This window comes from Kitasatospora sp. NPDC048715, assembly GCF_043198905.1.
Lineage (GTDB): Bacteria > Actinomycetota > Actinomycetes > Streptomycetales > Streptomycetaceae > Kitasatospora > Kitasatospora lactacystinica.
Map to the genome: position 1 here is coordinate 83739 of NZ_JBICVH010000005.1, position 19764 is coordinate 103502.

General features: G+C 73.9%; 19 protein-coding genes. 9 read left to right on the forward strand and 10 right to left on the reverse strand.

The window, feature by feature from the left end:
- Positions 1-100: 100 nt before the first annotated feature.
- Complete coding sequence (locus tag ACGFSC_RS11295; protein WP_359899126.1) at positions 101-823, reverse strand: phospholipid scramblase-related protein; 723 nt, start codon at positions 821-823, stop codon at positions 101-103.
- Between the two features lie 607 nt (positions 824-1430).
- Here ACGFSC_RS11295 and ACGFSC_RS11300 point away from each other — a divergent pair.
- Entirely contained in the window at positions 1431-2975 is a 1545-nt protein-coding gene (locus tag ACGFSC_RS11300; protein WP_359899128.1) for a S8 family serine peptidase, read from the forward strand.
- Between the two features lie 192 nt (positions 2976-3167).
- A complete protein-coding gene (locus ACGFSC_RS11305; protein ID WP_359899130.1) occupies positions 3168-3782 on the forward strand; it encodes a TetR family transcriptional regulator in 615 nt (204 codons plus the stop codon).
- A gap of 141 nt (positions 3783-3923) precedes the next feature.
- Here ACGFSC_RS11305 and ACGFSC_RS11310 read toward each other — a convergent pair whose 3' ends face one another.
- Positions 3924-4154: a ferredoxin gene (locus tag ACGFSC_RS11310; RefSeq protein ID WP_380356797.1), complete on the reverse strand. Its 231-nt coding sequence runs from the start codon at positions 4152-4154 to the stop codon at positions 3924-3926.
- Entirely contained in the window at positions 4151-5359 is a 1209-nt protein-coding gene (locus tag ACGFSC_RS11315; RefSeq protein ID WP_359899134.1) for a cytochrome P450, read from the reverse strand. The genes ACGFSC_RS11310 and ACGFSC_RS11315 overlap by 4 nt, the downstream gene beginning before the upstream one ends.
- Before the next feature lie 307 nt (positions 5360-5666).
- On the opposite strand from ACGFSC_RS11315, the gene ACGFSC_RS11320 reads away from it, so the two are divergent.
- Positions 5667-6308, forward strand: coding sequence for a dihydrofolate reductase family protein (locus ACGFSC_RS11320; RefSeq protein WP_359899136.1), 642 nt, complete (start codon positions 5667-5669; stop codon positions 6306-6308).
- Positions 6309-6495: 187 nt separating this feature from the next.
- Here the strand turns inward: ACGFSC_RS11320 and ACGFSC_RS11325 are convergent, their stop codons facing one another.
- Positions 6496-6639 (reverse strand): hypothetical protein, encoded by a 144-nt coding sequence (locus ACGFSC_RS11325; RefSeq protein WP_359899138.1) that lies wholly within the window; start codon positions 6637-6639, stop codon positions 6496-6498.
- Positions 6640-6868: 229 nt separating this feature from the next.
- On the opposite strand from ACGFSC_RS11325, the gene ACGFSC_RS11330 reads away from it, so the two are divergent.
- The 3 genes from ACGFSC_RS11330 (at position 6869) to ACGFSC_RS11340 (ending at position 11147) form a co-directional block, all read left to right on the forward strand.
- Positions 6869-10132, forward strand: a complete 3264-nt coding sequence (locus ACGFSC_RS11330; protein ID WP_359899140.1) for an AAA family ATPase — start codon at positions 6869-6871, stop codon at positions 10130-10132.
- On the forward strand, positions 10129-10299 hold the full coding sequence (locus tag ACGFSC_RS11335) for a hypothetical protein (RefSeq protein ID WP_359899142.1): 171 nt from the start codon (positions 10129-10131) through the stop codon (positions 10297-10299). Before ACGFSC_RS11330 ends, ACGFSC_RS11335 begins: the two co-directional genes overlap by 4 nt.
- Before the next feature lie 95 nt (positions 10300-10394).
- The gene (locus tag ACGFSC_RS11340) at positions 10395-11147 is read left to right on the forward strand and encodes a hypothetical protein (protein WP_359899144.1); all 753 of its coding nucleotides are present in this window, start codon (positions 10395-10397) and stop codon (positions 11145-11147) included.
- A gap of 109 nt (positions 11148-11256) precedes the next feature.
- Here ACGFSC_RS11340 and ACGFSC_RS11345 read toward each other — a convergent pair whose 3' ends face one another.
- The 5 genes from ACGFSC_RS11345 to ACGFSC_RS11365 form a co-directional block, all read right to left on the reverse strand.
- Positions 11257-11697, reverse strand: coding sequence for a VOC family protein (locus ACGFSC_RS11345; RefSeq protein WP_359899146.1), 441 nt, complete (start codon positions 11695-11697; stop codon positions 11257-11259).
- Between the two features lie 94 nt (positions 11698-11791).
- Complete coding sequence (gene thpR, locus ACGFSC_RS11350; RefSeq protein ID WP_359899148.1) at positions 11792-12409, reverse strand: RNA 2',3'-cyclic phosphodiesterase; 618 nt, start codon at positions 12407-12409, stop codon at positions 11792-11794.
- A gap of 171 nt (positions 12410-12580) precedes the next feature.
- The gene (locus ACGFSC_RS11355) at positions 12581-13285 is read right to left on the reverse strand and encodes a hypothetical protein (protein WP_359899150.1); all 705 of its coding nucleotides are present in this window, start codon (positions 13283-13285) and stop codon (positions 12581-12583) included.
- Positions 13282-13902 (reverse strand): SigE family RNA polymerase sigma factor, encoded by a 621-nt coding sequence (locus ACGFSC_RS11360; RefSeq protein ID WP_380356810.1) that lies wholly within the window; start codon positions 13900-13902, stop codon positions 13282-13284. Before ACGFSC_RS11360 ends, ACGFSC_RS11355 begins: the two co-directional genes overlap by 4 nt.
- A gap of 242 nt (positions 13903-14144) precedes the next feature.
- Entirely contained in the window at positions 14145-14642 is a 498-nt protein-coding gene (locus ACGFSC_RS11365; RefSeq protein WP_359899152.1) for a carbonic anhydrase, read from the reverse strand.
- A 552-nt stretch (positions 14643-15194) separates the two neighbouring features.
- On the opposite strand from ACGFSC_RS11365, the gene ACGFSC_RS11370 reads away from it, so the two are divergent.
- Positions 15195-16661 (forward strand): alpha/beta hydrolase, encoded by a 1467-nt coding sequence (locus tag ACGFSC_RS11370; RefSeq protein WP_359899154.1) that lies wholly within the window; start codon positions 15195-15197, stop codon positions 16659-16661.
- Between the two features lie 85 nt (positions 16662-16746).
- Here ACGFSC_RS11370 and ACGFSC_RS11375 read toward each other — a convergent pair whose 3' ends face one another.
- Positions 16747-17505: a serine protease gene (locus tag ACGFSC_RS11375; RefSeq protein ID WP_359899156.1), complete on the reverse strand. Its 759-nt coding sequence runs from the start codon at positions 17503-17505 to the stop codon at positions 16747-16749.
- A 531-nt stretch (positions 17506-18036) separates the two neighbouring features.
- Between ACGFSC_RS11375 and ACGFSC_RS11380 the strand changes: the two genes are divergently transcribed.
- Both ACGFSC_RS11380 and ACGFSC_RS11385 read left to right on the forward strand, forming a co-directional pair.
- Positions 18037-18552, forward strand: coding sequence for a hypothetical protein (locus ACGFSC_RS11380; RefSeq protein WP_359899158.1), 516 nt, complete (start codon positions 18037-18039; stop codon positions 18550-18552).
- A gap of 4 nt (positions 18553-18556) precedes the next feature.
- Positions 18557-19681, forward strand: coding sequence for a peptidase (locus ACGFSC_RS11385; RefSeq protein ID WP_359899160.1), 1125 nt, complete (start codon positions 18557-18559; stop codon positions 19679-19681).
- Positions 19682-19764: the final 83 nt, after the last annotated feature.

Genomic DNA, 19764 nt, shown 5'->3' on the forward strand with positions numbered 1-19764 from the left:
GGGCCGGCGATGACGCACGGCTCCGCTCTCCGGCCGGAGCCCCGCCCCCTGGGCAGTCGCCCGGTCGGGGGCGGGGCTCCGAACAACGTACGGTTCGCGGTTATCCGAAGCCGCGGGCGTCCTGCTTCAGCGCGGTGTCCACGGTCAGCGCGGTCGCCACGACCAGGCTGAGCAGCGGGTCGGCGAGCGGGCGGTGGATCTGGAGCACGTAGTTGTCGGCCGTGGTGAACATCGTCTTCGCCAGGCCTTCCCAGGTCTTGGTGATCCGGGCGACCTCGTTGTCCGTCTCGTCGACGATGGAGAAGTTCCAGGCCCGCCAGTTCTCCGCCTTGATGGCGCCGATCTTCTGACCGCCGACCTCCAGCGAGAAATTGATCTTCCCGATGGCGTTCTGCTGGATGATCTGGCCGACCTCCTGGCCGTTCGGACGCTGCACGATCACCCGCGACTTGATGAGCTTCGCCGGGCGGGTCAGCAGCAGCACCGGGGTGCCCTGCGCGTCACGGATCTCCAGCTTGTGGGTCAGGTACTGGTCGAGGGAGGAGAGCAGCCGCAGCACCTTGCGCAGAGCGCTCTGGCCGACCTGGACCACCGAGCCCAGCGTGGCGCCCTGCTGGTCGAAGACGGAGTACTCGTTGGTCAGCTCGATCAGCTTGGCCTTCTGGTTCACCACCAGGACCGGCTCGGAGAAGAGGGTGCCGCCGCCACCGTAGACCGGTCCGACGCCCGCCTGCTGCTGCACCTGGCGCTGCACCTTGGCGGAGTCGCCGGCCGGGGCGGCCGGCTGCCCGGGGAAACCGGGGGTGTTCGTGTTCTGGGACATGGCGGGCAGGCTAGGCCCAATCCTCTGTGGGGAGCTAGATCGTTTTGAACGGCCCGCGGGTTCGTCAGGGACCTCGCGTTGCGAAGTTGACCTGCGGGTTTGGGTGTTGCGGACGACAGTCGGCCGGCACCCGACGCGGTGGATGTGTCCGATGTCACATCCGCTGATCGTGCGTGGGCGGATGACGGCCTGCCTCGCGGCCGGCCGTCCCAACGCCTGGACGACGGGAACCTGTGCCCTGCCGGATACCGGGCGCGGGGAGACGACCTCCCCGGACGCGCGGGACCGCCAGCACCGGGAGCGTGCGGCGGCGGCACGACGGCGGCCGGAGTGCGGAGGCCACGGCAACCCTGCCGGGGGCCAACGGCGTTGATGTCGGCCGTCGTGCCGCGTCGGGTTCGGCCTCGGGCCGGCCGTGCCGGTTCGCCGCGGGTCCGGTCAGGCCGTCGGCGAGTCATTGCCGAGTCTTTGCCGAGTCATTGATGGTTGGTGAGGTGGCGGGATAGCTTCACTCCTGCACCACGCGTCCTGTACCACCCGTCCTGTTCCTGCCCGGCCGGCGCGCTGTCCTCGGCCGGGTCCTGCACCCGGATGATGTGGAGACCACATGGCTCGACTGCGTTCCTTACTGCGACTCGGCCCGGCCGTGCCGATCGTGCTGTCGCTGACCGCCTCACTCGGATTCCTCCCCACGCCGGCCTCGGCGACGCCCCGGGCGCAGTACGCCGCGCAGGCCGAGGACGCGCACCCCCTGGCGTACGTCGTCAACACCAGGACCGACCGTCGCACGATCGCCGAGGTGCAGCGGGCCGTCGCCGCGGCCGGCGGCACCGTCGTCGTCACGTACGACGGGATCGGCGTCATCGTCGCCCACTCGGCGAACCCCGACTTCGGCAGGCGGATGCGCGCGGTGCGCGGAGTGCAGTCGGCGGGCGCCACGCGGACCGCGCCGCTGAGCGCGGCGGGGACCACCGACGAGGGTGGGGTGCGGCGCCTCTCCGAGGCCGAGGCGGCGGGGATCGCGAAGGCGTCCGGCAGCGGCACCGAACCCCTCGAAGCCGAGCAGTGGGCCCTGCGGGCGATCGGCGCGGACAAGGCCGCGGAGATCAACCCCGGCAGCAGCAATGTCACGGTCGCCGTCATCGACACCGGCGTCGACGACACCCACCCGGACCTCGCCGCGAACTTCTCCCCCTCGCAGTCCGCGAACTGCGCCAGCGGCAAGGCCGACACCGCGTACGGCTCCTGGCGGCCGGTGGACGCGGACTACTTCCACGGCACGCACGTGGCGGGCACGATAGCCGCGGCCCGCAACGGCGTCGGCGTCGCGGGCGTGGCACCCGGGGTGAAGGTCTCCGGCATCACGGTCTCCCAGCCCACCCCGCGCCAGCTGATCTACGCCGAAAGCGTCGTCTGCGCCTTCGTGTTCGCCGCCGACCACGGTGTGCAGATCACCAACAACAGCTACTACGTGGACCCGTGGCAGTACAACTGCCTGGACGACCCCGACCAGAAGGCCATCGTCGACGCGGTCGACCGCGCCCAGCTCTACGCGCAGCGCAAGGGCACCCTCAACGTCGCCGGGGCCGGCAACGCCAACCACGACCTGGCCTCCGACGGCTTCACCGACGGTGGCAGCCCCAACGACTCCACCCCGGCGAGCCGGACGGTCGACCCGCACAGGTGCTGGGACCTGCCCGCACAGCTGCCGGGCGTCGTCACGGTCGGCGCGACCGGCGCCAGGAACGCGAAGGCGTACTACTCCAACTACGGCCTCGGCGTGATCGACGTCGCGGCGCCGGGCGGTGACCGGTACCAGGCCTCGGACACCCCGTCCGGGGAAGGCGGCATCCTGTCGACGCTGCCGAACAACCAGTACGGCTACGAGCAGGGCACGTCCATGGCCACGCCCCACGCCTCCGGTGTGGCCGCGCTGCTGAAGTCCGCCCACCCGGAGGCGACCCCGGCCCAGTTGCAGGCACTGCTCAAGGCCCAGGCGGACAACCCGGGGTGTCCGGCCGGCCCGGCCGACCCGCACGGCGGGAACGGGGGGAACGGCGGCGGTTCCGGGGACGCCGTCTGTGCGGGCGGCAAGCGCGTCAACGGCTTCTACGGCTTCGGCATCGTCAACGCGCTGCGCGCGGTCGAGTAGCCGGCACCGCACCGGCCCCGCCGCCGCGGGCGGGCGGCGGGCGGGCCGTGGCCTTCGTCCGACACGCGCACGCCGCCCGGGAGTTGGCGGGCTCCGGGGACCACCGGGCGGTCCCCGGCGGCCGGCCACCTGCTGCGGCGGCGCCCGCCGGACGTCGCCGCGCTGCGGGCGGCCCTTGGATAGGGTGCCGGGATGGCCCTCGACTCCCCCCGGCTGCTGCGTGCCGATGCCGCCCGCAACGCGGAAAAGATCGTCCGGGCTGCCCGGGAGGTCTTCGCCGAGCAGGGCCCCGACGCCCACCTCGACGACGTGGCGCGCCGGGCCGGCGTCGGGGCCGCCACGCTCTTCCGCCGCTTCCCCGACAAGGCCGCGCTGCTGCGGGCCGTGCTGGACCAGCGTTTCGGCGAGCACGTCCGTCCCGTCATCCAGGCTGCCGCGCACGACGCCGATCCCGCGTCCGGGCTGGTCCGTGTGCTGGAGGCGGCCCTGGAATCGGTGGCCGGCGACTACAACGTGCTGGCCGCCGCCCGCGCCGCCGGCGTGCTGACCCCGGCAACCGGGGAGGAGTTCTTCGCCGCGCTCGACGCCCTCCTGACGCGCGGTCAGGACGCGGGCGTGATCCGCGCCGACCTCGTGCCCGACGACCTGCACCGCATCGTCGTCATGCTCGTCTCGGTGCTGTGGACGATGGAGGCCCGGGAGGACGGCTGGCGCCGGTACCTGGCCCTGGTCCTCGACGGCCTGTCCCCCGCCGGGGCCCGCCCGCTGCCCTGTCCCGCCCCCGCGCTGCACACCCGTACGCCCTGACGTCCTGACGTCCTGACGTCCTGACGTCCTGACGCCGTGACGCCCTGATGCCTGACGCCGGGGCAGGTGCCGGCCGCCACGTCGGGCGGCCGACACCACCGGCACCGCCGGCACCACCGGCACCACCGGCACCGCCGTCCGTCAGCGCGCCGGGCGCAGCCGGATCGCCGAGGCCGGGCACATGGCGGCCGCCTCGCGGGCCTGTTCCGCCGCCGGGCCGCCGGGGTCGGCGGCGAGCACGACGACCCGCCCGGACTCGTCCTGGTCGAACACCGACGGCGCGGTCATCGCGCACTGCCCCGACGACACGCACCGCGAGGTGTCCGCCTCCACCCGTGCGGCGGGCCGCTCGGGCCGGTGGTCCCCGTTCACCACAGGACCGGGACCTCGCCGATGCCGCCCGCCAGCCGTTCGGAGTGGTCGCGCAGGCTGCGCGCGTCCACCGCCAGCCGCAGGCCGGGGAAGCGCCGGAACAGCGCGGTCAGCGCGATCCGCATCTCGGTGCGGGCGAGCGCGTTGCCGATGCAGTAGTGACCGCCGTGTCCGAAGGCCAGGTGCGCGTTGGGGGAACGCGACGGGTCGAAGGCGTCCGGTTCCTCGAAGGCCCGCCCGTCCCGGTTCGCGGCGTTGATGGCCACCAGTACCGCCTCGCCCCGCGCGATCGCCGTCCCGGCGACGGTGACGTCCTCGCGGGCGTAGCGGGTCAGGCCCAGGGCGCCGGGGGCGGCCATCCGCAGGACCTCCTCCACGGTGGCGCGGGCGGAGCCCTCGGGGTCGGCGGTGAAGCGGTCGCGCCGGGCGGTGTCGCTCAGCAGGAACAGGACCCCCAGGTCGATCCGGGTCGACGTCGTCTCGTGGCCCGCGAACAGCAGTCCCACCGCCAGGCGGGTCATCTCCTCCTCGGTGAACGAGGGGTCCTGTGCCTGTGCGGCCAGGATGTCGCTGATCACGTCCTGCCCCGGCCGCTTGCGCTTCTCCGCGGCGACGGCGGCGACGTACGCCTCGAACTCGGCCATGGCCGCGGCCCCGTCGGCGCCGCCGTACAGCGCGGCGATCCGTTCCGACCAGCCGCGCAGCAGGTCCCGGTCCGCGACCGGCACGCCCAGCAGCTCGCAGATCACCATCACCGGCAGCGGGAACGACAGGTGGTCGTGCAGGTTGACGGCACGTTGCGGATCCCGCGAACGGTCCTCGTCCATCGCGTCCAGGCAGGACTCGGCGAGTTCCCCGATCCGCTCGCCCATCCGGCGCATCCGCGGCGCGCTGAACGCGGGCGCCAGCATCCGGCGCATCCGCGTGTGTTCGCGGTCCTCCTCCTCGGGCGTGACGGCGGGGCGTGTGTGCAGCGCCGAGGCCGAGATCCTCGGGGCGTCCTCGGTGTCGGGGCGCAGCCGGGAGAACCGGGTGTCGCTCAGGATCACCCGGGTTTCCTCGTAGCGGGTCACCAGCCAGGCCGGGTCGCCGGCGGGTGTCGTCACCCGGGTGATCGGGCCTTCCTCGCGCAGGCGTGCGAGCAGTGGCGCCAGGTCCAGGGCGTTGGGGCGTTCGAAGGGTAACTGCGGTGCGGGCGCGGTCATGGTCTCTCCTCACCGGCCGAAGGGCCACAAGAGCAGGGGACGCTTGGCGGAGCCGCTCTCTCCCGCACGGCCGGGCCAGGACGGACGAGTGGCCTTCCGAACCGGCAAGTGAGAGTCAGCTCTCTCTTCTCTCGGGAGAGTAACACCGTCGGCACGCACAGTCAGCCACTCCTGGACCGCGCGCACTGAAAGGGCGGCGGGTGCGGAAACCGGGCAGCGGAAACCGGGCACCGGCGCGGCGATGAGTTTTCCGGCCCCGGAAGGTCTACATCTCGACGGGGACGACCAACTCACCGGGAGTGCAGACATGGGCCTCATCCACATCGAACTGTTCGCGACCCTCGACCTCGTCGGGCAGGCGCCCGGCGGCCCCGACGAGGACCCGGTGGGGTTCCCGTTCGGCGGCTGGCAGGCGCCCCTGATCGACGAGGGCACCGGGGCGCAGATCCTCGCCGCGTACGAGGGCACGGACGCCCTGCTGCTCGGGCGGCGGACGTACGACATCTTCGCCGCCTACTGGCCGCACCAGAAGGAGGGCGAGATCGCCGAGCTCTTCAACCGCGTCCCGAAGTACGTGGCCTCGCGCGGCACGCCCGGCCTCCCGTGGGCCGGGTCCACGCTGCTGGGCCCGGACCTGGCCGGCGCGGTGCGCGAGGTCCGTGACCGGCACGAGCACGTGAAGGTCGTCGGGAGCCTGGACCTGGTGCAGACCCTCCTGCGGGAGAAGCTCTTCGACCGTCTCGACCTGTGGGTGCACCCGATCGTGCTCGGCGTCGGGAAGAAGGTGTTCGACGGTGGCGCGGTGCCCACGAACCTGACGCTCCTCGAACCGCCGGCGGCCGGTGCGCAGGGCACGGTGTTCCTGCGCTACGGGCTCGCCGACGGCACGCCCGGGACGGGCGACATGAGCGCGCCCGACCGCGGTCTCGGGCACGACGACGTCCGGTGATCCGATGACCCGTGCAAGGTGCCACCGGGTCCAGGTGGTCGACCTGATCGACACCGCCGAACGCGAGTCCGGCGTGCGGGACATCGCCCGGCAGCCCTCGCACAGCCGGACGCCGGACCGGAGGGCCGAGCGGCCCGGCGGGCACACCGCCCGCCGGGCCGCCCTGTCCCCGGCCATCGGCCACCGGCTATCCGGCCGATCGCGCCCGCCGACGGAGCAGCGACCTGATGCCCCGTACCGTGTCGACGGTCAGTCGCAACGCCCCGATCCCGACCGACAGTTCCGTACCGTGCTCCCGCACGAAGTCCACGACCGTCAGCAGTAGATCCATGTGAACCGTTCCCTCCCTGTGCGCCACCGCGGCCCCGTCGGCCGCTGTCTCCGGTGTACGGAGGTGCGGGGCTGTCCTGAACGGCCGTCGGACAGCGGCCGGACAACGAGGCCGCGGCCTGGACGGATCGTGTCCGTCCGGCGTCCCGGGGACGTCCGACCGGACACCGACGCCGTACGCTCGGGACACATCGATCGGCCGGGAGGGAGTGGCAGTGGGCTTCGGTGAGGTGGACGCTGACGCGCCAGAGCCGGTGCGGGAGTTGGCGGGCCGGCTGGGCGAGGTGGCGCGGGCGGCCGGTTATTCCGGCGTGCGGGATCTGGCGGCCGGCACCCGCGTGGGCAAGAGCACGGTGTCGGACGTGCTGACCGGCAAGCGCGTCCCGACCTGGGAGACGCTCAAAGCCCTGCTGCTCGGATGCGACGCCGCTCCGAACCGTGACTGGGCCGACGCGCACAAGGCCGCCGGGGACGCCCTGGAGGCGGCGAAGCACGCGGCCAGGGGTGGTGGCGACCCCGTGCGGGCCCAGCCGGTGCCGTCCCGGCCCGCCGGCCCCGGCACCTTCTCCATCCGCCCGCCGTACGGCGAACTGCCGCCCCGGGTCCGAGGACGCGACGAGTTGCTGGACCTGTTGGAGACCCGGCTGTCCCAGGGCGACGGCCGGCCCCAGATCCTCCACGGCATGGGCGGCTGCGGCAAGACCACGCTGGCCCTGCACCTCGCCCGCCGGGCCCGGGACCGGGGCTACCGGGTGTACTGGGTGTCCGCCTCCTCACCCGACCGCCTGGTCACCGGAATGCGGGAGGTCGCGCGCGAGTCGGGCGCGGCCCCGGACGAGATCGAGGCGGCCTGGGCCGGCCGGATCAGCGCGACCGATCTGGTCTGGCGGGAGCTGGACGGCGCGGAGCACCCGTGGCTGCTGGTGGTCGACAACGTCGACGAGCCCTCGTGGCTGGCCGCGGAGAGCGGCGCGCCCGGCGACGGCACCGGCTGGCTGCGTTCGAGCCGGGCCGGGATGACCGTGGTCACCACCCGGGTGGGAAGCCCCGGGATCTGGGGGCACGAGGCCGACACCCACCGGGTCGGCGTGCTCGTCCCGGCCGACGGCCGGGACGTCCTGCTGGACCTCGCGGGGGAGGCCGGGGATCCGGACGAGGCGATGGTCCTGGCCCAGCGGCTCGACGGGCTGCCGCTGGCGCTCAAGCTCGCCGGATCGTACCTGGCCAGGTCGGCGCGGGGCGCCGGGCTGCTGCGGCACCGGGACGGCCGTCCCGGCGGCCGGGTCCGCGGCTTCACCGCCTACGCGGAGGCGTTGGGCGAGGCGGGGGCCGGCTTCCTGGACCAGGGCGGGACGTGGCGCGGCGACGACGCCGGGACCGAGCAGTTCCACCGCCGGCTGATCGGACGCACCTGGGAACTCTCCCTCGACCTGCTGGAGGAGCAACGGCTGCCCGAGGCCCGGTCCCTGATGCGCCTGCTGTCGTGCTGCGCCCTGACCCCCTTCCCGGTGGGACTGCTCGACATCGACCCGCTGCCGCTCCCGGGCGCGACGGCCCGGGGAGCCGACGCGGAGCGGGTGGACCGGGCGATCGAGGCGCTGATCGACCTGGGCCTGCTCGACGTGGTGGACATCGGGTCGGGCGGCTCGTCCGACGGGCACGACCCCATACCGTGCCTGGCCAGCCACCGGCTGGTGCTGGAGGCCAACGCCCTGCGGCTGGCCGAAGGCCCGGCCGAGGACCGGACAGCCGTGTGGCGGGCGGCCGCGGAAATCCTCGAACGGGGCGCGGCCCGCGCCCCGGAGCAGCCCGGGAACTGGCTCTGGTGGCGGCTGCTCTTCCCCCACGTCGTCGCCGCGCTGGCCGCGGCACCGGGCGGTGACGAGGACGCCGTGCTGCTACCCCTGCTGCGGGTCGGGCTCGGCGGCTTCGCCTTCAAGGTCTTCGCGGGGGCGGAGGCCGACCAGGAACTGGCCGGCCTCCTCGAACGGCGCGCGGCCTTCCTGCCCCCGGACCACCCGCTCCGGCTGTCGATCCGTCACCGCGCGGTGCTCGCCGACAGGAACCGGGCACTCCGGGGCGAGGAACAGCTGCGGGAGCTGGAACACATCGTCACCCGGCAGGCGCAGACGCTCGGGGCCGACAGTCCCGAGACCCTGATCACCCGCTTCGACCTGGCCGGTCACCGATTCTCCCTGGGCATGCTGTCCGAGGCGGAGCTGGTGACCGAACTGCACGCCATCCGGCTGCTGCGCAGTCGGGTACTCGGCCCGCACGACCCGTACACGCTGCTCACCCAGAGAGCGCTGTCCCAGCTGACCACGGCCCGCGGGTACGACGAGGAACACCTGGGCGAGTTCGAGCGGCTGCTGGCCGAGCAGACGGCGCAGCTCGGCGCGGACCACATCGAGACGCTGATCACCCGGCACGACGTCGCGACCGCCCGGCGTTCCTGCCGGCCCGAGGAGGACGCCCAGGTCGAGGCCGAGCTGCGCGAGCTCCTGACGGACTGCCGCCGGGCGCTCGGTGCCACCGATCCGTACACGCTGCTGGTGCACGGGACGCTCGCCCATCTGATCGCGGAACGCGGCCACGGCGAGAGCGGCGCCGACGAGGAGTACCGGCAGCTGATCGAGCACACCCGGAGCCGGTCGGCGTCGGACCACCACTTCCTGCCGCTGCAGGACCGGCATCACATGGCCCACGCCCTGGACGCCGCCCAGCGGTGGGCCGAGGCGGAGATGGAGTACCGGTCGGTGCTGCAGGACCTCGAACGTGCCGGTGCCCAGGAATACGAGCTGTACTGGAACATGACGAGCTGCCTGGCGAAGAACCTCGTCCACCAGGGGCGGCGGGACGACGCGCTCGCCGAGTACGAAGGGGCCCTGTCGTCGTTGGACGGCAGGGGCCCGGTGCCGGCGCCGGTCCTCACGAGTGCGCTCCGGCTCCGGCACGAGCGGGCCGACCTGCTGAGCAAGGGCGGCCGGAGGGAGGAGGCCGAACGGGAGATCCGTGCGGTGCTCGCGATCCGCCTGGAGTCCGTGGACGGCATGGACTCCGTCGTCCTGTCCGAGCGCCACTGCCTGGCCCACCTGTTCGAGAAGCAGCAGCGGCACACCGAGGCGATCGACGAGCTGCGGCAGGTGGCCGACGCGTACGCCGACGTCCTCGGCCCGGCGGACAAGCAGAGCCGCGAGGCGGCCCTGTGCCTGGCACGGCTGACACGACTGCACGGTGACCGCGCCGAGGCCCTGCGGCTGTACGAGACCGTGCTCGCCGGGGAGAGCGCGGAGTACGGCCCGGACCACCCGGAAGCCCTGATGACGGCCTTCCGACGGGACCAGTGCCGGCTCGGCCTCGGCCTGCTCCGACGCGAGGAGGCGGTGGTGGCGTTCGAACACACCCTGGACGCGCTGACGTCCCGGGTCGGTGAGGACCACGAGTGGGTCACCACCGTCCGCGAGGTGCTGGCCGCCGCGCAGGCCGACGGGTGATCAGGGGGACGGGCCGACAGCAGGCCTGGTACTGCGCCCGTTGCGGCACCGCGCACTTCCCGCCCACCGCCGGACAGGGCACCGGGCCGCTCGGCCTCGCGGAGTTCCGCAAGGCGGTCTGGACAGCGGGCGGCTACGGCGACCTCGCCGAGCGGTACCGGCCGTAGGCCGTAGGCACGTGCCGGCAACCACGGTGTGCCGCCGGAGCGACCGCAGCGGGCGCGCGCCGGGCGGGCTCCGCGCAGGTGGATACGCTGGCGGAATGACCGGAGTACTGGAGTTCGGCGCGCTGCTGGCGCACCTGACGGACCGTCGGGCGATCGACGCCGCCGCGCTCTCGGCGGCGGCCGGCGCCGACCCGACGGAGCTGCGGGCCGTACTCGACGGGCGGGTGCCGACCGGACAGCTGCTCAGGGGCCTGGCGCCGGTGCTCGGGCTGCACGCCGCCGACCTGTTCGTCCTTGCCCGGCAGCCGGTGCCCGACGACCTGACGCCGGTCACCCGCAATCCGCACTGGTCGGTCGGCCCCGTCGTTCACAACACGATGGTCATGCCCGCCGAGAACCGGCGTCCGCTACTGGACGCGATCCGGGCGCAGCCCCTGGTGCGGCGGGAGGGGCGGGGCGGGATCGACCGGCCGTACCACCGGTACGAACCGGGGTTCGGGGCGGTGCTCCTTGAGCTCGCGCACAGTCGGAACCTCAAGTGGACGTGCACGGCGAAGGCCCTGTACGCGGTGACCGACGGGCGGATATATCTGTCGCCGTCCACGATCGGCGGGGTGGGCCGCGGCACCACCGAAGCGACCCCCGAGCTGGTGGCCGGCTTCGCGGGAGTGCTCGGCATCCCCGCGCCCGACCTGGCGGCGGTCGGCGGCATGCGCCTGCCGGACGACCTGCCGCCGCTCCACTCCCGGGCCGCGGACGTGGCCGCGGTCGTCCGGGAAGCCCGGCGCCTGACCACCGCCCAGCTGGAGGAGGTCGATCTCATCTCCCGCCACCTGGCCGGCCGCTGACCGCACTCCCCCACTGCGCACCGCCGGAGCCGGCCGGCCGTGACCGTCGGGCGCCGCGTCGGATCCACCGTCCTCGGCGCGCGTGCCCGGCTCCCCGGCCCTGCGGGCCTCAGGCCGAGGCTGCGGCTGCGGCGACGCAGAACTCGTTGCCCTCCGGGTCGGCCATCACGACGTGGTGCCCGTCGAACTCCTGCAGGACGGCCCCGCCCGCCTTCACCAGCCGCTCGGACTCCGCCTTGATCCGCGCCCACCGCTCACCGGGGCTGCCGTGTCCCGGCACCCGGACGTCGATGTGGAGCCGGTTCTTCGCCGTCTTCGGTTCGGGGACCTTGAGGATGGACAGGCGGGGGCCGACGCCATCGGGGTCGCAGAGCCACGCCCCGTCGTCCGCGGAGTCGTCCTCCGGCAGGTCGAACTGCGCGAGCCACTCCTCGCGGGTCTTGAAGGGAGCGGGCGGCGGCTCGTCGACATAGCCCAGTGCCGTCTTCCAGAACGCGGCGAGGAGCGGTGCGTTCGCGCAGTCGAGGGTCAGATCGATTCTGGCTGCCATGACAGGACCGTACTGCGCACCTCCGACAGCCGCGCCGCGAGTCGCGACTCGCGGGGCGCGGACCTGCGGGCCCGCGGGCCTGCGGGCCTGCGGGCTACGGCTCGGCGAGGGAGCCGCCGCCGAGGGCCTGGACGGCGGCGCCCAACCGCCACGCCTCGATGTCGCGGTAGTGGATCGGCCCGGGGCCGCGGCCGATGTTGCTGCCGACGAGGTGGAGGCGTTCGGTCCGCCACGGCCGGCCCACGAATCCCGCGAGCCCGGCCGCGGCCTGCGGCACGCTGGCGGGGTCGTCACGGCGGGCGCGTGCCAGGGTCAGGTGGGGGCGCAGCGGCCGGTCCCTGAAGGCGATTCCGCAGGACCCGACCACGTCCCGGACGTCGGTGGCGAGCCGGTGCAGTCCTTCCAGGTCCCCGTCGATGCCGGTCCACAGGAGTCGCTGGTCGAAGTGGCCGCCGCCGCGCAGGCCCAGGTGCAGGGCGGGGTGCGACGCGGCCGCGTCGGCCAGTGCCGATCGCAGCAGCGGCACCGCCGTGGACGGCTGTTCGCCGAGGAAGGCCAGGGTGATGTGCCAGTCCTCGATCCGGTTCCACCGCAGCCGCGGGTACCCGGCATATGCGGGCCGCAGGGCCCGGGCCAGTTCGTCCTTGGCGTCGTCGGGCGGGGCGAGCGCCACGAAGACGCGCAGGGTCGGGGGTGCGGGGTGATCGTCCACGAGGGGGGAGGGTAGCCGAGGGTCGGCGGCGCCCTCGACTCCACCGTACGAAACCATGCGGAACCATGCCGAACCGCACTGAACCGCGCGGAGCCGCGCAGAGCCGCGCCGAAGCGTGCGGAGCCGGCCGCTCGACGAGCGGCCGGCTCCACCACCGCGCCGCCGGTCCGGTCAGGACGGCAGCGTCTTGCTCGCCAGCACCTTCCCCTGGGCGTCGTACGCGGCGAGCCTGATGCCCTCCAGCGGGTGCGCGCCCGGGCCGTCGGCGGCCTTCTGACTGGGCCCCCAGACGTAGCCGGTGGCGTAGCCCGGTTCGCCGGGGAGCGAGGCGACGGTGGCCCAGTACGCCTGGCCGTCCACCTCGATGGCCATCCGGGCGACCTGCCCGGGACCGTGGTAGACGAGGTTGTACAGGCCCTCCTGGTGCTGCGGGGGGTTCCCGTAGTACTGCATGGTGATCTCGGTCGTGCCCCCCGCCCAGGAGTGTCCGGAGCACCCCGGGCCGCTCTTGTACGCGGGGGCGTCGTGGATGCAGATCTCCTGGTCCTTCAGCTGCATCCACCAGTCCGGGCGGCCCAGCGGCAGCTGCTGGCCGGGTTCCACCACCAGGGCCTCGGGGGCCGGCCCCGCCGGTGCCGGCGGGGCCTGCGAGGCGGGCCCGACGGCCCGGTCCCCGCCCTGCGCGGACAGGACGGCCCCCGTACCGGCCACCAGCGCGAGCGCGGCCACCACGGCCGACGCGCCCACCGCCATCCGGCGCCCCCGCCGCTGCCGGCGCACGTGGACCTGCACGGGCCCGGCGGACCAGTCCGCCACCGCGACCCGGGCCGCCTCGTCCCGCAGGGCGCCGCGCACCATGTCCTCGGTGTCCATCACCTGTTGCCTCCGTCCGTGCCGTCGATCGTCGAACCGGTGCCCGCCGCGTACGGGGCCAGCACCGGGTGGCTGCGCAGTTTCGCCAGGCCTCGGCTGGCCTGGCTCTTCACGTTGCCGAGCGAGCAGCCGAGCACTTCGGCGACCTGGTACTCGCTCATGTCCTCCCAGTAGCGCAGGACGACCACGGCCCGCTGGCGCTGCGGCAGTTCGGCCAGCGCCTGGAGCAGCACCGAGCGCTCCTCGACGTCGCGGTGGCCGCCGCCCGCGGTGTGCGCCCGATCGGGGAGGACGGGCACGAGCAGCTGCCTGACCCGGCGCCGCCGGTGACGGCTCAGGTTGTTGTTCACCAGGGCCCGGTGGACGTAGGCGTCCGGCTCCTCCAGGCGGCTGATCCGGGACCAGTTCCTGAAGACCTTCGCGAACGTCGCCTGCACCACGTCCTCGGCCTCGTGGTAGTCGCCCGTGAGCAGGTAGGCGGTGCGTACCAGGCGCCGCCAGCGGGTGGCGGCGAACCCCTCGAAGTCGAGCTCCCGCAGGCCGGGGCCGCCCGCGGAAGCCGGTGCCGTGCCGGGCCGGGGCCGGTCCTCCACCGGGATGTGCAATGCGCTCGCGGTCATCCGATTCCTCTTCGTCCACGCGACGACCCGACCGGACCGTCGCTCTGCCCTACTCACCGCCGCGCCGCCACAAGGGTTGCACGCAGGCGTCGAATCACCTGGGCGTCGAGCACAGTAGGGGGCTCACGAAGGGTCGAGCCGGTCGGGTTGTCGGCGCCGACGACGGCCGACGGCCGACGATCGACGGCCGGGCGTCCCGGTGCGGCGGCCTCGTCCGGCCGCCGCACCGGGACGCCGTCGGGTCAGAGCACGACCTCCTTGAGGAGGCCGGTCGCGACGTCGAGGACGAAGCCGCGCACGGCGTCCGTGTGCGGGACGAAGGGGCTGGTGCGGATCCGGGCGGCCGACTGGCGGACGTCCGTCTCCAGGTCGGCGAAGGCCTCGGCGGCCCACGGGGGCTTGACGCCGGTCTCCTCCCGGATCGACTCGCGGAAGGCGTCGTCGCCGAAGGTGAGCATGCCGCAGTCGGTGTGGTGGATGAGGATGATCTCCCGCGTCCCGAGCAGCCGCTGGCTGATCGCCAGCGAGCGGATGGCGTCGTCGGTCGCCACCCCGCCGGCGTTGCGGATCACGTGCGAGTCGCCCTCGGCGAGGCCGAGCGCGCCGTAGACGTTGAGCCGGGCGTCCATGCAGGCCAGGACGGCCGTGCGGCGGGCCGGCGGGAGCGGGAGCGGCCCGTCGAAGGCCGCGGCGTAGTCGGCGTTGTTGCGCAGGTAGTGGTCGGTGACGGTTTCGGTCATGGTGGACGGCTGTCCTTTCGGTGCGGTCGGATCGTGGTCGGCCGGGACGTGCGGGAGCCCTCCGTCCTGCACGCACGGGTGCGGGCCGCGTACGCCGAGGGGCGGGCAGCGGGCAGCACGGAGCGGCGGCGGTGCCGTTCGAAACGGAACGGCGCGGAACGGAACGGCGCGGAACGACGCGGCCGGGCGGAGCGGGCGATCAGACGATGACCGGACAGCCTGTGGAGTGGATGCGGCCGAAGTCGATGTGACGACGGCGGACGAGCACGGTCATGCGGGCACCGTACTGCCCGCCGGAGCGCCCCCGCCCGGGATTCGCCCGTTCTCCACTCCGCCGGGTGACCGCCCCCCGTGGACACCGGCACCCCGGTCCGGCCGTCCGTCCGTCCGGACCGGTGGATGACGGGGCATGGGCCTGCGGCCCTACGTCGGCGCGGCGGCGTACGCCGCAGGTTGGATCATGAACCCATCCTGGCGCCGTACGGGGTGCGGGGGCGGCGGAACGGAGACTGGAAGCAATTCCGAGGCACCGATTCTGCACAGAGGACTGGCATGGTTCTGCGAGACGGACGGACGATTTCCGCGCTGACCGCCGGCGCGGTGACGACCGCGCTGGCGGCGCTCACCCCCGTGACGGCGTTCGCGGCGGGCGATCCGCTCCAGCGGTACGCGCAGCAGCAACTCCGTTGGGAGCGTTGCGATGCGGACCGCCCGGCGGCGTTCGAGTGCGCGAAGGTCGAGGTGCCGCTGGACTACGCCGACCCCGGCGGCCGGACGATCGACATCGCGATGTCGCGGGTCAGGGCGGGCAGCGCGAAGCAGCGGCACGGCGCGCTGCTGATGAATCCCGGGGGCCCGGGCGGCCCGGGGCTGACCATGCCCGTGGAGATGGAGCCGCTGCTGCCGGCGGAGGTGCGGGACCGGTTCGACCTGATCGGGTTCGACCCGCGCGGCGCCGGGCAGAGCTCGCCGATCGGCTGCGACCTGAAGGCCGACGAGCGGACCTTCCAACACCCGTACTCGGCAGGGACGTTCGCGAAGGACGTGGCCTGGGCCCGGACGGTGGCCGACAAGTGCTGGGCCAAGGCGGGGGACGTGCTGCCGCACATCACCACCCGCAACACGGCGCGGGACATGGACGTCGTCCGGGCGGCACTGGGCGAGCGGAGGATCTCCTACTTCGGGCATTCGTACGGCACCTACCTGGGCGCCGTCTACGCCCAGATGTTCCCCCAGCGCTCGGACCGCTTCGTGCTCGACAGCGCGCTCGACCCGTCGCTCGTGTGGCGCGGGGGGCTCCGGGAGGCGTCGGCGGGGGCCGAACTCGCCTTCACCCGCTGGACCGAGTGGGCCGCCGCCCGCGACGCGGCGTACGGACTGGGGGCGACGGCGGCGGAGGTCCGCAGGACGTACTGGGACCTGGTCGCCCACGCCGACCGCACGCCCGTCCCGACCGGGGACGGGTCGCTCGACGGCGACGCCGTCCGGTCCGGCTACGCGGCGTTCGTCCACGTCGAGGCCGTCACCCCCTGGATCGTCGCGCTGAAGGCCGCCGCCGCGGGCGGGCCGGCCGCACCGGCGGTGCCGTCGGTCGTTCCGGCGGACAACACGGTCTCCGTCGCGTGGGCCGTCCTCTGCGGCGACACCCGCAACTGGCCGCGCGACCCCGAGCAGTACCGCCGGGACGCGGTCCGTGACCGGGCCCGGTACCCGCTGGCCGGCGACCTGGGGGCGAACATCCTGCCGTGCGCGTTCTGGAAGCCGGCGGGCGGCGAGCCGGCCACCGTGGTGAACAACGACGTCAAGGCGCTGATCGTGCAGAACCAGTGGGATCCGCAGGCGACGCTGTCCATGGCCCAGGGCATGCGGCGGGCGCTGCACGGTGCACGGCTGGTCACGGTGGCCGGCGGCGAGGGCCACGGCGTGGTGGTGGCCGGCCCCTCCTGCGCGGACGGCAGCGTCACCCGCTACCTGACCACGGGCCGGCTGCCCGCGAAGGACCTGACCTGCGGCGGTTAGGGCGTCCGCCTCCGGGCGCACTGGCGCGCCCGGCGGCGGAGAACGAGTGCCTCGGCCGGGGAAGCACTGCCCGATGGGCCACCGGCTAGGACAGCAGCTGCGCGGGGACGTCGGTGGCCCGGGTGAACACCGAGACCGGGTACTGGGTGTCGCAGTACTTGTTGCCGGTGGAGACCACGCCGATCACCACGCCGCCGGCCACCAGCGGCCCGCCCGAGTCGCCCTTGCAGACGCTGTCCGTCGTTCCGGCCCGCGGCAGGCCGCAGACCTTGAGCAGCGGCGAATCGCCGGGCGAGGTGTACGGGTCGCAGGAGGCCGGCGGAGCCAGCGTCAGCTCCGCCTGCTTGAGGTGGGTGCCGGGCCGCCCGTCCGAGCCGGTGCGCCCGAACCCCAGCAGCGTGGCCGTGCGGCCGTACCGGTACAGCGCCTCGTCCCCCTGCCGCGCGACCCGGACCGGTGTCTGCGGCAGCCGGCGGTCCAGGGTGAGGACGGCGGAGTCGTGGGCCAGGCCGGAGGTGTAGCGCGGGTCCACCCGGTAGCCCTTCACCCGGCGGACCTGGCCGCCGGGGCCGGTCAGGTCGGTCCGCCCGGCGATCACCCGCAGTGAGGTCGGGTCGGCCGCCTCGGCGACGCAGTGGCCCGCGGTGAGCACCTTGGTCGGCGCGATCAGCGCGCCGGTGCACCACTGCTCGCCCGTGGCGGTCTCCAGGGCCACGACGAACGGGTGGGACCTGGTCGTGGTGTCCGCTCCGCCGTGGACGGCGGCGGCCGGGACGGCCCCGGCGGCCAGCAGCCCGGCGGTGGCCAGCAGGACGGCGATCGGGCGTCGGTTCGAGGTGCGCATGGCAGGGCTTCCTTCTGGGTCGGGTGGTGCGTGGTGGGAGGCGTCCGGCGCGGTGGTCGCGCCCGGCGGCGGGCGGACGGCGTCGGCCGCCGTGGCCGCCGCCTCCGCGGAGGCCGGCGGGTCGGGCGGCCCCTCGGGCTCGGTGCCGGTCGCCGCCGGACCACAGAGTGGCCCGGGATCCGTCCCGCCCGCCAGCACTGCCCGGCGGTTCGGGACGCTGGAACGGTGAAACACCCCGTGACCTGCGCTTTTGTTGCCTCCTGGAACGCCGCGGCGGGACGAGGGGGCCCCTGGAACAGGCCTGGGGAGCGGCGAGGCGCACCGGCGCCGGTTCGCCGCCGCTTCGTCACCGCGTCCGGGTGGTCACCCACGTGACGGGGCGGGGCGGGCCGGTCTTCGATCCGGCTGAAATGTGGTCATTCCGGTGGCGGAGTGCGGCCGTCGTCGGCTTGCGCGAAGGGGCCGCGCCGGTTTGCCTGACATCACGTCACCCGGCATGTCCATCCACGGACGGCTACTCCAGGAGTTGTTGTGCGCTTGCGAATCCTGCCCGCCGCGGCCGCGTCCGTCGCCCTCGTTCTGGTCCAACCGGGCCTCGCCGACGCGGCGGCCGATCCCAGCACCACGGTCACGTTCACCGTCACGTCGGGCGCTCTGTCGATGTCGGTGCCGGCCAGCGCCGCCCTCGGCTCGGGAGCGCCCGGTACTCAGATCAGCTCCCCGATCGGCCCCGTGACCGTCACCGACAACCGCGCTCTCCTCTCGGCCTCCTGGACGGTGACCGTGTCGGAGACGGACTTCACCAACGGTTCGTCGACGGTGGCCGCCACCAATGCCGCCTACACGGTCGGGGCGGTGACGACGACCGGCACCATCACCGCCACTCCGACGAACGTGACGCTGAGCAACTCCTCGCAGGTGGTGGTCACCGGGAGCGCCGGTGTCGGGGACAACACCGCGAGCTGGGACCCGACGGTCAGCGTCGCCCTGCCGGCCGCCGCCATCAGCGGGGCGTACACCGGAACGCTGACCCACTCCGTTGCCTGAGCGGATGAAGCGTGCGCGCCGCTACTGGGTCCTGCTGACACTGCTGGCCGTCGTCCAGACGATCGGTGTGCTGCCGGCGACGGCGGACGGGATGCCCGGGCCCGAGGTCACCGGGGCGTCCGGGCGGCCCGGGGTCACCGGGACGTCCGAATCATCCGAAACCTCCGGGACATCCGGGACATCCGGGACATCAGGGACGCCCTCCCACCAGCCGACCCCCGCGAAGAAGACCATCGGCATCAGGCTGCTCGACGCCCCGGAGAACCGCCGTGACGACCCCCGGGCGCAGGCCTACATCGTCGACCACGTCGCCCCGGGCACGACCGTCGAACGGCGGGTGGAGGTCACCAACGAGTCGTCCACGCCGATGCACGTCAGCGTGTACGCGGCGGCGGCCACCATCACGAAGGGACGGTTCACCTTCGCGGCGGACCGCACCCCCAACGAGCTGACCGGCTGGACGTCGCTGGACACGACCGAGCTCGACCTCGCGCCCTCCGGGACGGCGCAGGTGCGCACCACCGTCCGCGTGCCCAAGAACGCCTCCGCCGGCGAGCGCTACGGCGTCGTCTGGGCCCAGACGGGCAACCCGGCGGACCGCTCGCACAACCTGGCGTTCCTGGGCCGGGTCGGGGTCCGGATGTACATCGACGTCGGTCCCGGCGGTGAGCCGCCCTCCGACTTCACGATCGAGCAGGTCACTCCGACCAGGGCCCGCGACGGGCGGAAGGAGGTGCACGCCCGGATCCGCAACACGGGCGGCCGCGCCCTGGACATCGGCGGGTCACTCTCCCTCGCCGACGGACCCGGCGGGCTGCGCGCCGGCCCCTTCCCTGCCAGGTCGGGCACCACCGTGGCTCCGGGAAGCCTCGCGGAGGCGGTCGTCCCGCTCGACGTGCAGCTGCCGGACGGCCGGTGGAACGCGGAGCTCACGCTCAGGAGCGGCCTGGTCGAGCGCAGCACGCGCGTCACCGTCACCTTCCCGACGGCTCCCGGCAGCTCCGGGGCGGCCGAGGCGTCGACCGTCCAGCCGGGGTACTTCCCCACCCCCGTGGTCGCCGTGCTGTCGACCCTCGCCTTCGCCGTCCTGGGCCTTCTGCTCCCCCGGTTCCGGCGACGCCGCCGGTGACCGCCCCCGCGACGGGGGCCGCGGCCCGGTGAGGGGCCGGGGACGGTGCGGGAGCCGTCCCCGGCCCCTCGCGTTCGGGTTCC

Bases quoted from the DNA above. Each gene is read 5' to 3' on its own strand.
- ACGFSC_RS11295 (WP_359899126.1), bottom strand. From the start codon at position 823: ATGTCCCAGAACACGAACACCCCCGGTTTCCCCGGGCAGCCGGCCGCC.
- ACGFSC_RS11300 (WP_359899128.1), top strand. From the start codon at position 1,431: ATGGCTCGACTGCGTTCCTTACTGCGACTCGGCCCGGCCGTGCCGATC.
- ACGFSC_RS11305 (WP_359899130.1), top strand. From the start codon at position 3,168: ATGGCCCTCGACTCCCCCCGGCTGCTGCGTGCCGATGCCGCCCGCAAC.
- ACGFSC_RS11315 (WP_359899134.1), bottom strand. From the start codon at position 5,359: ATGACCGCGCCCGCACCGCAGTTACCCTTCGAACGCCCCAACGCCCTG.
- ACGFSC_RS11320 (WP_359899136.1), top strand. From the start codon at position 5,667: ATGGGCCTCATCCACATCGAACTGTTCGCGACCCTCGACCTCGTCGGG.
- ACGFSC_RS11325 (WP_359899138.1), bottom strand. From the start codon at position 6,639: ATGGATCTACTGCTGACGGTCGTGGACTTCGTGCGGGAGCACGGTACG.
- ACGFSC_RS11340 (WP_359899144.1), top strand. From the start codon at position 10,395: ATGACCGGAGTACTGGAGTTCGGCGCGCTGCTGGCGCACCTGACGGAC.
- ACGFSC_RS11345 (WP_359899146.1), bottom strand. From the start codon at position 11,697: ATGGCAGCCAGAATCGATCTGACCCTCGACTGCGCGAACGCACCGCTC.
- ACGFSC_RS11360 (WP_380356810.1), bottom strand. From the start codon at position 13,902: ATGACCGCGAGCGCATTGCACATCCCGGTGGAGGACCGGCCCCGGCCC.
- ACGFSC_RS11365 (WP_359899152.1), bottom strand. From the start codon at position 14,642: ATGACCGAAACCGTCACCGACCACTACCTGCGCAACAACGCCGACTAC.
- ACGFSC_RS11370 (WP_359899154.1), top strand. From the start codon at position 15,195: ATGGTTCTGCGAGACGGACGGACGATTTCCGCGCTGACCGCCGGCGCG.
- ACGFSC_RS11375 (WP_359899156.1), bottom strand. From the start codon at position 17,505: ATGCGCACCTCGAACCGACGCCCGATCGCCGTCCTGCTGGCCACCGCC.
- ACGFSC_RS11385 (WP_359899160.1), top strand. From the start codon at position 18,557: ATGAAGCGTGCGCGCCGCTACTGGGTCCTGCTGACACTGCTGGCCGTC.